Annotated in this window: 13 protein-coding genes and 1 pseudogene; 9 read left to right on the top strand and 5 right to left on the bottom strand. The window is 34.1% G+C overall.

Going from position 1 to position 12,670, the window contains the following annotated elements; all coding sequences use genetic code 11:
- Positions 1-40: 40 nt before the first annotated feature.
- From P5P89_RS04530 to P5P89_RS04515, 4 genes are all read right to left on the bottom strand, one after another.
- Positions 41-514 carry a MepB family protein gene (locus P5P89_RS04530; RefSeq protein WP_278010929.1) on the bottom strand — a complete coding sequence of 158 codons (474 nt, stop codon included), beginning with the start codon at positions 512-514 and terminating at the stop codon, positions 41-43.
- A 15-nt stretch (positions 515-529) separates the two neighbouring features.
- A complete protein-coding gene (locus P5P89_RS04525) occupies positions 530-2,335 on the bottom strand; it encodes a hypothetical protein (RefSeq protein WP_278010928.1) in 1,806 nt (601 codons plus the stop codon).
- Complete coding sequence (locus P5P89_RS04520; RefSeq protein ID WP_340696541.1) at positions 2,332-2,883, bottom strand: RNA polymerase sigma factor; 552 nt, start codon at positions 2,881-2,883, stop codon at positions 2,332-2,334. Before P5P89_RS04520 ends, P5P89_RS04525 begins: the two co-directional genes overlap by 4 nt.
- 138 nt (positions 2,884-3,021) lie before the next feature.
- Complete coding sequence (locus P5P89_RS04515; RefSeq protein WP_278010926.1) at positions 3,022-3,885, bottom strand: protease complex subunit PrcB family protein; 864 nt, start codon at positions 3,883-3,885, stop codon at positions 3,022-3,024.
- A gap of 185 nt (positions 3,886-4,070) precedes the next feature.
- Between P5P89_RS04515 and P5P89_RS04510 the strand changes: the two genes are divergently transcribed.
- From P5P89_RS04510 to P5P89_RS04495, 4 genes are all read left to right on the top strand, one after another.
- Entirely contained in the window at positions 4,071-5,444 is a 1,374-nt protein-coding gene (locus P5P89_RS04510; protein ID WP_278011985.1) for a DNA recombination protein RmuC, read from the top strand.
- 44 nt (positions 5,445-5,488) lie between these two features.
- The gene (locus P5P89_RS04505) at positions 5,489-6,037 is read left to right on the top strand and encodes an acyl-CoA thioesterase (protein ID WP_278010925.1); all 549 of its coding nucleotides are present in this window, start codon (positions 5,489-5,491) and stop codon (positions 6,035-6,037) included.
- Positions 6,038-6,051: 14 nt separating this feature from the next.
- Complete coding sequence (locus P5P89_RS04500; RefSeq protein ID WP_278010924.1) at positions 6,052-6,447, top strand: VOC family protein; 396 nt, start codon at positions 6,052-6,054, stop codon at positions 6,445-6,447.
- Positions 6,448-6,643: 196 nt separating this feature from the next.
- Positions 6,644-7,165, top strand: coding sequence for a YceI family protein (locus tag P5P89_RS04495; protein WP_278010923.1), 522 nt, complete (start codon positions 6,644-6,646; stop codon positions 7,163-7,165).
- A 53-nt stretch (positions 7,166-7,218) separates the two neighbouring features.
- On the opposite strand, the gene P5P89_RS04490 is transcribed toward P5P89_RS04495, so the two are convergent.
- Positions 7,219-8,130: a TIGR01777 family oxidoreductase gene (locus tag P5P89_RS04490; RefSeq protein ID WP_278010922.1), complete on the bottom strand. Its 912-nt coding sequence runs from the start codon at positions 8,128-8,130 to the stop codon at positions 7,219-7,221.
- Between the two features lie 98 nt (positions 8,131-8,228).
- Between P5P89_RS04490 and P5P89_RS04485 the strand changes: the two genes are divergently transcribed.
- The 5 genes and pseudogenes from P5P89_RS04485 (at position 8,229) to P5P89_RS04465 (ending at position 12,576) form a co-directional block, all read left to right on the top strand.
- Positions 8,229-8,891 (top strand): TetR family transcriptional regulator C-terminal domain-containing protein, encoded by a 663-nt coding sequence (locus P5P89_RS04485; RefSeq protein WP_278010921.1) that lies wholly within the window; start codon positions 8,229-8,231, stop codon positions 8,889-8,891.
- Positions 8,888-10,195 (top strand): ABC1 kinase family protein, encoded by a 1,308-nt coding sequence (locus tag P5P89_RS04480; RefSeq protein WP_278010920.1) that lies wholly within the window; start codon positions 8,888-8,890, stop codon positions 10,193-10,195. Before P5P89_RS04485 ends, P5P89_RS04480 begins: the two co-directional genes overlap by 4 nt.
- A gap of 10 nt (positions 10,196-10,205) precedes the next feature.
- Positions 10,206-10,472: a TIGR03643 family protein gene (locus tag P5P89_RS04475; protein ID WP_278011984.1), complete on the top strand. Its 267-nt coding sequence runs from the start codon at positions 10,206-10,208 to the stop codon at positions 10,470-10,472.
- Positions 10,469-11,151: pseudogene (locus P5P89_RS04470) on the top strand (SDR family NAD(P)-dependent oxidoreductase). The gene P5P89_RS04475 and the pseudogene P5P89_RS04470 overlap by 4 nt, the downstream one beginning before the upstream one ends.
- A gap of 6 nt (positions 11,152-11,157) precedes the next feature.
- Positions 11,158-12,576, top strand: coding sequence for an SDR family oxidoreductase (locus tag P5P89_RS04465; RefSeq protein WP_278010919.1), 1,419 nt, complete (start codon positions 11,158-11,160; stop codon positions 12,574-12,576).
- Positions 12,577-12,670: the final 94 nt, after the last annotated feature.

Below are 12,670 nucleotides of genomic sequence, written 5' to 3'. Positions count from 1 at the left end.
TTTTGTGCTTTTGAAACAATAGATTCATTTTCTGATATTTCTAAAAATAATCCAGCTGCCATTGCTGCGTTTTTTGAGCTTGTTTGCTGCTAGTAATATCCCATGGAGGATAAACACGGGTTGCTCTTTTACCTTCTTTAGCCGAAGTAGAGAAAATCCCTTTTTCTAGCAGAATAGCTTTTGGAAATATAAATTGCCCAAAATTATTTTCTCTTCGGACACTAATGATGACAAAATCTATCAGATCCAAATAATCAAATGGTTCAATAGTTCCGGAAATATTACGCTTCCATAAAGTTACAAATTGCCCTGTTTTTGTTGGCGTAACTTTAGCTTGCCTGTAACAGATTGCTTTTTTATTGATACTGAAACGATAAGCACTATATTCTGCACTTTCAGTTTCCGGAAAGGGCTGGCTGCAATCGAAACCGCAGCAGTCGTATAAAAGATTTTTAGCCAGAATTAAATCATCAGGAAATGTTTTTGGAGTAATCCAATTGTCATGAATTGCCATAATTATTTAATGTCCTTAAAATGAAACATTCAGGCCAAAATTGAATGACCATTGAAATTGGTTAAAGGTTTGATTGTCTAGCGGATTGATATAATAATTCATGCCAGGCTCAACAAAAACATTTGTTTTTTTATATAATTGGTATTGAAAAGTACTGCTTAGCAAAGAGCCGTAAACAAAATCATTTGCATTTAAATTTCCTCCTATAGAATTTCCGTTTAAGGTCACATTGTTTGAAATCAATTTTCCAACAAACCCGCCTGTATTCAGACTAATATTTGTTTTGTTTTTATTAAGTATGGAATAAGAAACCTCAAGAGGCATTTCAATATATTTTAAACTTTGATCCATATTCCCATTTTCTAAATTATCGCTTTTTAATGCGGCTTGCGTATTTTTTGAAACAAAAACATAATTAGAATTACTTGTAATTTGTGGTGCAATTACTGAAGGACTATCGTATGAATAGCTATTTGTTAATGGGTATGCTGATGTTTCATAATGATTGTAATAAGAAACATTAGCAATACTTTGTCCTAATTCGTTAATTTTTAAACCAGAACTAACAGCCCACTTTTTATTGAGTTTATAATTTGCTTTTACACCGTATGAATTTGTTTGTTTTGATTCATTAACATTTCCAAGTGTTTTTTGATTATTGTAGTTTTCAGAATTTGCTATTCCTGCAAAAACATCCAAAGACCATTTTTCAGAATCATTGACATTATTGATATCTTTTTCTTTTTCTGTTTTAACTTCGGCAATGCCTTTTTCTAAATTTCGTAATTCTGCCAGTTGAACAGAGTCTTTACTGCTTAATGAATTGGCAGAGATAGAGCTGTTTTTTTGAAAATTATCAGCGAGGATCGATTTATTTGCTGCTGTATTAGCAGTGTCTTTTTGAGTGTTTTTTGAAGTTACATTTGAAGAATTTAAAGCAACAGCAATATTGTTTTTAGAACTTACTTTATCTTCCAAAACTGAATTTGGCATTTCATTATTTGAAAAAGAACTGAACGAATTTTGTTTTCCTGAAGCAGACGTTTTTTCAGCCACAGCCTGATTCATATTTGCTTTTTCAGTTGATATCGGATTGTTTGAAAAAGAACTGGATGAGTGCTGTTTTTCTGTAGCGAAAGTTTTCTCAGCTATATTCTGGTTTATGTTTGTTTTTTCAGTTGGTATAAGATTGTTTGAAAAAGAACTGGATGAGTGCTGTTTTTCTGTAGCTAAAGTTTTCTCAGCTATATGCTGATTTTTATTTGCTTTTTCAGTTGGTATAGAATTGTTTGAAAGAGAATTAAATGAGTTTTGCTTTCCTCCAATATATGTTTTTTCGGCTACAGCCTTATTCAGATTTTCTGTATCAATGTTCGGATTTTGTTTAGCAATTCCGGAATTAATTTTCTTTTTAGAGTCGGTATGACTAATCGATGTTTTATGCGTATTGGTTATTGGCGCATTATTAGGTGGATTTTCTACAGATGGATTTTCAACAATCCCAGTTTTTATTCCTATGTTGTTTTTTTCAATAGATCTTGTCTGGTTGTTTATGTTACTGCTATTTTCATCAATAACAACACTTTTTTCAGTAGCTCCGTTATTTATTTTTTCAATTCCTGAATTTGAATTAAAATTAGAAATGGTAGGAAGTAGTAATCCTAATAACAGGCATGCAGCAGCTGACCACCAAAGAATTGCTCTTTTTTTCTTTTTAGGTTTATCAAGTTCTTCTTCAATTTTATTCCATAATTCGGGTGGTGGTACACTCGAGAAATTTTCGATTGATGAAAAAATATCTTCTATTTTTTGCTTTTTCATGCCGTTTTAAAATTTTTAATGCTCAAAATTCTTTTTTGTAAAATTCTTTTCGCCCTGTTTAAATTGGATTTCGAAGTTCCTTCTGAAATTTTGAGTTGTTCCGCAATTTCTCTGTGTTTCATTTTTTCAAAAACATATAAGTTAAAAACCATGCGGTACTGATCTGGTAATTCTCTTATATATTCGAGTAACTTTTCCTGGGGTATCGGAATAATATCTAATTCCTCTTCTTCTACAAAATCAGTATCGGGATCAAAAACATCCAAAAAGAAACTTTCTTTCTTCTTCTTATTTAATGTTTCGATTAATTTATTGATGAAGATTCGTTTTAGCCAGCCTTCAAAACTGCCTTCAAATTTATACTGATGGATTTTTTGAAAAACAATGACAAACGATTCCTGAAAAACATCCTTGGCATCGTCTTCATTTTTCATATATTTTAAGCAAATACCATATAAAACAGGCGAGAACAACTGATAAATTTTCAGTTGTCCTGCTCTGTCATTTTGGATACACTGTTTAATATATATGTCTAAATCGTCTTTCAAAAATAGGGTGGTTGGTTTTGGCAAAAATAACTTTTTTTATACTCTTAACCTATTTTTTATAGATAGGATATGTTTCTTTGGTTATTTTTAGTTTTTGATTATCAAGGTTTTAAGTGATGCGTGTTTACCTTGATTCGTTTATACTTTTAAAAGTAAAATTTTGTCTTTAATGGCCTTCTTAAACGCTTTCACTTCTGTACTCTGATCTGCTGTATCAACATTGTCGATATAGATTTTTGTTGTACTGGCACCTTGATGTAGTTCAAAATAAACACCGCCCTGATTTGCCGGGTCAGGAGTTCCGTAGGTTTTGGTCTGACCTTTTAAGCTTAAGATTTCAGTTGGTACACTTTTCAGGAACAGCGTATATTCACCTCTTTTTATTGTAGCAGTATTTTTATACTGACCAAATTCATAATTGCCAGTAGTGACATTTAAGAATTTAAGGATATTATAATCGTTTAACTGGAAAAAGTCATTAACGGTTCCAAAAGTTCCAATTACAATATTGTCTTTGTTTTCTGTAGTTTTGTTAAAATAGATGGGTTTTGTCGTTTTAGGAATCAAAACATAATCAGAAGGATAGTTTGCACCCGGAGTAGTTGTCTCTCCTGTTTGCGGTCCGTGCTCATAAAAATTGACAACAATCTGGCAATTGTTTTCTACAATTGAAGTAATCTTTATGCCATAACCCGTTGTTGTTGTTTGCCCTGAAAAAATTCCAACAAGAAAATTATTGGTAAAATTAATATTTGGATCGCTTCCAGGGCAAGGATTAGTAGTATTTTGTGTAAAATACTGGTTTAATTTTTCCTGTGTGTTTATAATTAAAGCCGAAGGATTAGTAAATTGTTGTTTAAGAGTATAATTACAAGCAAGAGGATAGCCGGTAAAGGAAACATTCGTATATACGCCACAAGTATCCTGAGGTAAATCATCATTCAGCGAGCAGGCACTGAATCCAAAAGCTATAAATAAGCTTAGTATTAACTTTTTCATCATTTTATTTTTAGGTTTATAAATAGTAGATGTAATGATTTTAAAAAGGTTGCGTTGAAAATCTCTTTTTTTAAAAAAATAGCTTTATTGTTTATTTAATTTAAAACGGTTACTAATTCGTGAAATTTTATTCTTATGGATTAAAACTACGTATTATTGCGTACTTTTACGTAAAAATTAACGTAGTTATGTTGGATATTCTTCCGCTTTTATTTGTTTTTATAGTAGCTGTATTCCTGGGTATTTATTTAGGAAGAATAGTGTCTTCGGCTAAATTTGAATCACAAAAAGTAAGTTTGAATGAAAAACTTAATGCGGCAAATTCGCAGCTTTTGCTTCAAAAAGAACAATTTTTAAGTGAAAAAAACAGTTTCGAAAAACAACTTCATTTATTAATTTCTGAGAAAGAAAATATTCGAAACGAAAAAGACAGCCTGGCAATTCAGCTTTCTAAAAAAGAAGTCGATTTTGAAAATTTGTGGGAGCGTCATAAAGAACAGAAAGTTGAAATAACGGCTTTACAGGAAAAATTTACCAAAGAATTTGAAAATCTTGCCAATAAAATTCTGGAAGAAAAGTCGGCAAAATTTACTGAACAAAATTCTGTGAACATGAAAAATATCCTGCTTCCTTTACAGGATAAAATTCAGGGATTTGAGCAAAAAGTAGAACAAACCCATAAAGAAAGCATTGATTACCATGCAGCCCTTCGTCAGCAAATTTTAGGTTTAAGCGAAATGAATATGCAAATGAGCAAAGAAACTTTGAATTTGACAAAAGCTCTAAAAGGCGACAGTAAAATGCAGGGTAACTGGGGCGAACTCGTTCTGGAACGTGTACTCGAAAAATCGGGGCTTGAAAAAGGAAGAGAATATGAAGTACAGCAAAGTTTTACAAATGCAGATGGAAATCGTGTATTTCCGGATGTGGTAATTAATCTGCCCGATGGAAAAAAAATGATTGTGGATTCAAAAGTTTCTTTAACGGCTTATGAAAAATGGTCAAATGAAGAAGATGAAATCTTTAAAAATGAATTCTTAAAAGAACATGTAAGTTCTTTAAAAAGGCACGTGGAACAGCTTGGAAGCAAAAACTACCACGATTTGTACCAGATTGAAAGCCCGGATTTTGTTTTATTGTTTGTTCCAATAGAACCTGCCTTTGCTATAGCCCTAAACCAAGATCCTGAGTTGTATAATAAAGCTTTTGCACGAAATATTGTGATCGTGACACCTACGACTTTACTGGCTACTTTACGCACAATCGACAGTATGTGGGCCAACCAGAAACAACAGGAAAATGCTTTTGAAATTGCGCGTCAGGCCGGCGCATTGTATGATAAGTTTGAAGGTTTTGTAACTGATTTGCTAAGAATCGGGAACAAAATAAAGGATACCAAAACAGAATATGAAAATGCTATGAATAAATTGGTTGAAGGAAGAGGAAACCTCATTTCCAGTGTTGAAAAACTAAGAAAAATGGGAGCCAAGGCTAAAAAGACACTCCCGGAAAATATTATTGCCAGAGCTTCTAATTCGGATGAAAACCAATTATTAAATTAAATTTCATTTTATAAACGAACCAAAACCATAAATTAAAATAGTAAATGACTACAGATTTTAAACCCGTTTCTTCATCAAAGATTAGTATTTCCGAATTAATGCTTCCGTCGCATACCAATTTTAGCGGAAAAATTCATGGAGGTTATATTTTGCAATTGCTGGATCAGATTGCTTTTGCCTGTGCCTCTAAATTTTGCGGCAATTATTGTGTAACGGCTTCAGTAGATACGGTAAACTTTTTAAAACCTATTGAAGTAGGAGAACTCGTTACCATGAAAGCCTCTGTTAATTATGTCGGAAGAAGCTCTATGGTAGTAGGCATTAGAGTAGAGGCAGAGCATATTCAGACTGGTGTTGTCAAACATTGCAATTCTTCTTATTTTACGATGGTCGCCAAAGATACAGAAGGTAAAAGTGTTCAGGTTCCCGGATTAATTTTAACCAATCTGGATGAAGTGCGTCGTTTCAGAAAATGCATCAAACAAATTGAAACTAAAAAAGAAATAGAAGAACATGCAAAAGAAGCCAAAGTAAACTCAATTGAAGATTTGGCAAATTTAGACAAGTACAATGTGTTGGTAGAAATTGGATAATAAATAAAAATAAGATGGTAAAGTTTGGCTATACAATTTTATATGTAGAAGATGTGGAGATATCCCTTGCATTTTACGAGAATGCTTTTGGATTTTCAAGGAAATTTATAACTCCTGAAAATGATTATGGTGAATTAAGCACAGGTGAAACTACAATTTCATTTGCTTCCAAAAAACTGGCCTCTCAAAATTTACCTGAAGGTTTTATTGAAAGCAGCTTAGAAGATAAACCTTTTGCAATAGAATTAGGTTTTATAACTGATGATGTTGGGGAATTGGTACAAAAGGCAACTTCTTTAGGAGCTGTTTTAGTTACAGAGCCTAAACAGAAACCCTGGGGGCAAATTGTAGCTTATGTACGTGATCTGAATGGTTTTTTAATTGAAATCTGTACAGCAGTTGAAAATTAAACTTTGATTCAATCGATTTCGTTTAAATTTCACAAAATTTTAGCATAAAATCATCAAACATGCTCCTGAATAATTCGTAAATTTAAGTGTATAAATCACTGAATTACCATATTATTTTACGGAGTACGCCATTCGGTTTTTAACCTCAGTTTTCTTAAAAAAACCGAATGACATAATTGTTTAAATGATGACGATTATGAAAAGAACTATATTTTTTATTTTAATGTTTACAGCCTGTTCAATAATTGCTCAGGAAAAAATTTCTACAAATAAGGCAATAATCAATTTTGAAGCTACTGTACCTTGTTTTGAGGAAATTAAAGCGGTAAACAAATCGGTTATGATTATTTTAGATCCTAAAGCGAGTACTTTTTTATGTACTGTTCCTATGCGGGATTTTCATTTTAAGCTGGATTTGATGGAACAGCATTTTAATGAAAATTATCTTGAAAGTGATCGGTATCCAAAAGCTGTTTTTAAAGGCAAAATCGCAAAATTTGATTTAAAAGATATTGATGAAACCGAAAAAGAATACGTAATCAAAGGAAGACTGATGATTCGCGGTAAATACAAAGAGATTGAGGTAAAAGCTTTTCTGAAAAAGTATATGGAGGAATACAAATCAAATCTGATTTCCCAATTGCTATTGCTGATTTTGATATTGCAATCCCGGAGAGAATTTCTTCTAAAATTGCGAAAACAGTCAATACCGAGCTAAACGGTATTATAGGAAATGATGAAATGATGCTGCTGACTTTAAAATAAATAATTTCAGGAAACGCAGTTTGATAGTGCCGTTTTCAGATCTTCAAACTGAAAATGGAAACCTTTCTGCTTTATTTTTTCAGCTGATACTCTTTTTCCTGTCAGTACAGCAATACTCATTTCGCCAAGAACTATTTTAAGTACAAAAGCCGGAACCTTTGGAAGCCATATAGCATAACCGAGTATGTTTGCAAGTGTTTTAGATAATATCTCATTTGTAGTGTTATCTAAAACAGTTGCATTATATGAGCCATTTAGTTCTTTATCCTGAATGGCTTTTAAATAGATACCACACAAATCTTCAATGTGGATCCAGGGCAGATATTGTTTCCCTGTTCCTAATATGGTTCCGAAACCCATTTTAAAACCAGGCAGCAGTTTTTTAAGGAAACCTTCGTTTCTCCCTAAAACAATTCCGGTCCTGATTTTTACAGATCTGATGCCTAAAGATTCGATTCTATTTACTGCATCTTCCCATTTTTGGCAGGTAGTACTTAAAAAGTCATTGGCGTGAGGACTGTCTTCCGTACAAATTTCATCCGATGTTTCGGCTCCGTAAATCCCAACTGCTGAAGCAGATACAAAAGCTTCAAGGGATTTATTGTGTTTTTGCAAAACCGAATGAATAAGTTCGACAGGTTTTAGACGGCTTTCTAAAATGTCTTTTTTACGCTTTTCTGTCCAGCGTTTTTCTACAATTCCTTCTCCTGCAAGGTGAATAATAAAATCCGCATTCAAAACCGCATTTTCGTCAATATAATTTCGGTTAATGTCCCATTGGTAATAGGAAATAAAATCAGTATTGTTTCGGGGCCTTCTGCTTAAAATGGATACCGAAAAATCATTCGCTATCAGTACACTGGTAAGATGTTTGCCAATGAACCCGGTTCCTCCTGTAAGTAATACATTTTTAGCCATAACAGTTTATCATTTATTTAACAGCATCGATTGTTTAAGTATTCGTAAATATACTTAAACATTCCTTACCTTTAAGGCAAATTCTAAATTTAAAAGAAATGGCTCCTAAAAATAAGATAATCACTAAAGAAGATATTGTTTCAATATACATGAATGAAGTACTGGAAAAAGGCGAAAAACCAAAATCCGTTTATCATTTTGTTAAAGATAAGGATTTTACGGAGGCCGAATTTTATTCTTTTTTTGGAACGCTTGAAGGTTTGGAAAAAGAAATTTTCAGATTGTTTTTTGATAACACTGTGAAGTTATTGCACCAACACGAGGAATATCCGCAATATGATATGAAAAACAAAATGCTGAGTTTTTATTTTACCTTCTTCGAAATCCTGACAGCCAACAGAAGTTATGTACTGCAAGCACTGAAAACCGACAGAAATCCACTGAAAAACTTAACGCAGCTTACTTCGCTCCGGGATAGTTTTAAAGCATATGTTGCTGAAATTCTTACCGATGATTACAGGCTTGAAGTTGAAAAACTGCAGAAGTTTCAGGAGAAAACCATTCAGGAAAGCGCCTGGCTTCAATTGATGCTGACGATAAAATTCTGGAAAGACGATGAATCTGCGGCTTTTGAAAAAACAGATATTTTTATCGAAAAATCAGTAAATGCTTCCTTCGAATTAATGAATGTGGCGCCCATGAACCATCTTATAGATTTAGGGAAATTTCTCTTCAAAGAAAAAATATACAGCAAACAATGAAAACAATCGATTATATACCAACGTCAAAAATAGAACGAGCTGGAAAACTAGTTCAGACAGGAGCTAAAATTGGCGTAAACTACGTAAAGCATTATGCGGAAAAAATCGTCAATCCCGATTTGACCCGCGATAAACTCAATGAAAACAATGCCGAAGATATTTATGACGGATTAAAAAGCTTAAAAGGAAGCGCCCTCAAAGTTGCCCAGATGCTGAGCATGGACAAAAACTTTCTGCCTCAGGTATATGTAGAGAAATTTTCGTTATCACAATTTTCTGTTCCGCCGCTTTCTGCGCCGTTGGTTTTAAAAACTTTTAAAAACAATTTTGGGAAAACACCATATGAAATTTTCGACGAATTTAATGCCAATTCTGTAAATGCCGCCAGTATTGGACAGGTACATTTAGCGAAGAAAAACGATAAAAAACTGGCTGTTAAAATTCAGTATCCGGGTGTTGCCAACAGCATTTCATCCGATTTGGCTTTGGTAAAACCAATTGCCATCCGAATGTTTAACCTGCAGGGAAAAGATTCTGATAAATATTTTAAGGAGGTTGAAGACAAACTCATCGAAGAAACGAATTATTTACTGGAGTTAAAACAAAGCCAGGAAGTCGTAAAAGCCTGCAGTAAAATCGAAAACATCCTTTTTCCGAATTATTATCCGGAGTTTTCATCAGAGAAAATCATCACAATGGACTGGATGACCGGAATTCACCTTTCTGAGTTTACGGCCAAAGATTTTGATCGTGAAACCGGAAATAAAATTGGTCAGGCACTTTGGGATTTCTATATGTATCAGATTCATGTGTTACGAAAAGTGCACGCAGATCCGCATCCCGGAAACTTCTTGGTTGACGATCAAAAGCGATTGATTGCGTTGGATTTTGGCTGTATGAAACAAATTCCGAACGAGTTTTATATTCCGTATTTTGAACTGATCAATAAAAATGTTATTACTGATAAAGATCTTTTCAACGATAAATTATTCGAATTAGAAATCCTTCGCACAGACGATACTCCTGCTGAAATCGAATATTTTACCGAAATGTTCCATGATTTGTTATCGCTGTTTACTAAACCTTTTCAAAACGAAACTTTCGATTTTGCCGATGAAAACTTCTTCAACGCTATTGCCGAATTAGGAAAACGTTTTTCAGAAGACACCAACCTTAAGAAAATGAACGGAAACCGCGGATCCAAACATTTTATTTACATGAACCGTACGTTCTTTGGGTTGTATAATCTGATGTTTGATTTAAAAGCTAAAATTATAGTTGACCAATTTCAAAAATATAAATGATAAAGAAGAAATGACTGATCAGCAAAAAGACAGAATCATAGAAATGGCCTGGGAAGACAGAACTACTTTTGAGGCTATCTTTATGCAATTTGGTTTAAAAGAACAGGAAGTTATCGATTTAATGCGAATCGAAATGAAAGCTTCAAGTTTTAAAATGTGGCGGGAACGTGTTCAGGGGAGAAAAACCAAGCATGAAAAATTGAGAGACTTTAAAGAAGGTCGTTTTAAATGTTCCAGACAAAGAACCATAAGTCATAATAAAATTTCGAAAAGATGAAAAATATTCTAATCATCGGAGGGAGCAAAGGTATTGGGAATGCTATTTTGAAACAGCAGTCAGAGCATAATAACGTTTTTAATATCAGTAGAACAGCACCCAGTTTGACCAATGATAACCTGACTCATTTTGGTTTGGATGTTTTGCAGGAGGAACTTCCTGATATCGAAAATATTGACACCTTGATTTATTGTCCGGGCTCTATTAATTTAAAACCAATTTCGGGTTTAAGTGTTGATGATTTCAGAAATGACTTTGAAATTAATGTCATTGGTGCCGTAAAAGTAATTCAGAAATACCTGCCTGTTTTAAAAAAAGGCAATCAGTCTTCCATTGTTTTGTTTAGCACCGTTGCCGCAAAATTAGGAATGCCTTTTCATGCCAGTATTGCAACTGCAAAAGCTGGCGTTGAAGGTTTGGTAAAATCACTCGGGCAGAACTGGCTCCCACAATACGTGTCAATGCAATAGCACCCACGATCACCGAAACTTCACTTTCAGCTTCTATACTGCGAAACGATCGTATGAAAGAAAATATGATGGAACGCCATCCCATGAAAAGTTATTTAAAACCTGATGAAGTAGCAAACATGGTCGATTTCCTGATTTCTGAAAAAGCAAATTCTATTTCAGGCCAGGTTTTTGAAATGGATTATGGCCTGGTGAGTTTTAAAATCTAAGCGATCATGAAAATTCTCTTAACAGGCGCAACAGGTTATATCGGAAAACGTATTTTGCCTATTTTAGTAGCAAAAGGGCATGAGGTAATTTGTTGTGTAAGAGATAAAAACAGATTTTATATTCCAGAAGATTTTCAGGAAAAAGTACAGGTTATCGAAATTGATTTTCTAGACAATGAAACTTTAATAAATATTCCAACAGATATTGATGCCGCTTTTTATCTTATCCACTCCATGTCGGGCTCTGATACCAATTATGATGAATTAGAAAGTATTTCGGCAACTAATTTTTCTGAAAGAATCAATCAAACCCAGGCACAGCAAATCTTATATTTAAGCGGAATCGTAAATGATAAATCACTTTCAAAACATCTTTCTTCCCGAAAAAATGTCGAAAGCATTTTAGCAAAATCAAAAGTTCCGTTGACCACTTTAAGAGCTGGAATTATAGTAGGTTCCGGAAGTGCCTCTTTCGAAATTATCCGTGATCTGGTCAATAAACTTCCGGTCATGATTACGCCCAAATGGCTCAATACAAAATGCCAGCCTATCGCCATCAGTGATGTATTGGAATTCCTTTCAAAATCGCTTTTAAATCCGGTTACTTACAACCAGAGTTTCGATATTGGAGGTCCGGATATTTTAACGTATAAGGAAATGTTACTGGCTTTCGCCGAAGCAAAAAATCTAAAAAGATATATTTTTACCATTCCGGTTATGACACCCAAACTATCATCGTACTGGCTGTATTTTGTAACCTCGACCTCTTATAAACTGGCAACAGCTTTGGTGAGCAGCATGAAAGTTGAGGTGATTTGCAGTGATCATCGCATAAACGAACTTTTAGACGTTCAGCCCATTTCTTACAAAGAAGCACTTTCAAGGGCTTTATCAAAAGTTGGGGAAGACAAAGTCGTATCAAGCTGGAAAGATTCCCTCATCAGCGGAAGGTTTAGCCAAAGTCTTTCTTCACATATAAAAGTACCTAAAAAAGGCTGTTACATTGACCGCAGAAAAAAAGAAATTCTGAATCGTGACTATACCATTAATCAAATCTGGTCCATAGGAGGTGAAACCGGCTGGTATTATGGCGATTGGCTCTGGAGCTTGAGAGGTTTTATCGATAAGCTGTTTGGTGGTGTAGGCTCCCGTCGCGGTAGAACCAATAAACATACTCTTTATGCCGGCGATGCACTCGATTTTTGGCGCGTTCTGTATGCCAATAAAAAAGAAGGAAAACTAATTTTATACGCCGAAATGAAACTGCCCGGCGAAGCCTGGCTCGAATTTAAAATCATTCACAATACGTTATATCAGGCGGCGACTTTTAAGCCCAAAGGATTTTTAGGAAAATTATACTGGTATTCCGTACTGCCTTTTCACGGCTTTATCTTCAACGGAATGCTCAATAAACTCATTAAGTAGTTTCAGGAGCTAATTTACTTCGTCAGTTCGCTATCGCTCGTGTCAGCTGTACACTTTATTCCCGCTCAGAAAAAAAAGGTTTTTGCCTTAGTTT

The sequence above is a fragment of the Flavobacterium gyeonganense genome (assembly GCF_029625295.1).
Lineage (GTDB): Bacteria > Bacteroidota > Bacteroidia > Flavobacteriales > Flavobacteriaceae > Flavobacterium > Flavobacterium gyeonganense.
The sequence above is the reverse complement of the archived record's forward strand: the minus strand, read 5'-3'. Positions and strand labels throughout refer to the sequence as shown.

Coding starts and splice junctions, on each gene's coding strand:
- P5P89_RS04465 (WP_278010919.1), top strand. CDS start 11,158: ATGAAAATTCTCTTAACAGGCGCAACAGGTTATATCGGAAAACGTATT.
- P5P89_RS04510 (WP_278011985.1), top strand. CDS start 4,071: ATGTTGGATATTCTTCCGCTTTTATTTGTTTTTATAGTAGCTGTATTC.
- P5P89_RS04525 (WP_278010928.1), bottom strand. CDS start 2,335: ATGAAAAAGCAAAAAATAGAAGATATTTTTTCATCAATCGAAAATTTC.
- P5P89_RS04505 (WP_278010925.1), top strand. CDS start 5,489: ATGACTACAGATTTTAAACCCGTTTCTTCATCAAAGATTAGTATTTCC.
- P5P89_RS04480 (WP_278010920.1), top strand. CDS start 8,888: ATGAAAACAATCGATTATATACCAACGTCAAAAATAGAACGAGCTGGA.
- P5P89_RS04475 (WP_278011984.1), top strand. CDS start 10,206: ATGACTGATCAGCAAAAAGACAGAATCATAGAAATGGCCTGGGAAGAC.
- P5P89_RS04490 (WP_278010922.1), bottom strand. CDS start 8,130: ATGGCTAAAAATGTATTACTTACAGGAGGAACCGGGTTCATTGGCAAA.
- P5P89_RS04530 (WP_278010929.1), bottom strand. CDS start 514: ATGGCAATTCATGACAATTGGATTACTCCAAAAACATTTCCTGATGAT.
- P5P89_RS04485 (WP_278010921.1), top strand. CDS start 8,229: ATGGCTCCTAAAAATAAGATAATCACTAAAGAAGATATTGTTTCAATA.
- P5P89_RS04495 (WP_278010923.1), top strand. CDS start 6,644: ATGAAAAGAACTATATTTTTTATTTTAATGTTTACAGCCTGTTCAATA.
- P5P89_RS04500 (WP_278010924.1), top strand. CDS start 6,052: ATGGTAAAGTTTGGCTATACAATTTTATATGTAGAAGATGTGGAGATA.
- P5P89_RS04515 (WP_278010926.1), bottom strand. CDS start 3,885: ATGATGAAAAAGTTAATACTAAGCTTATTTATAGCTTTTGGATTCAGT.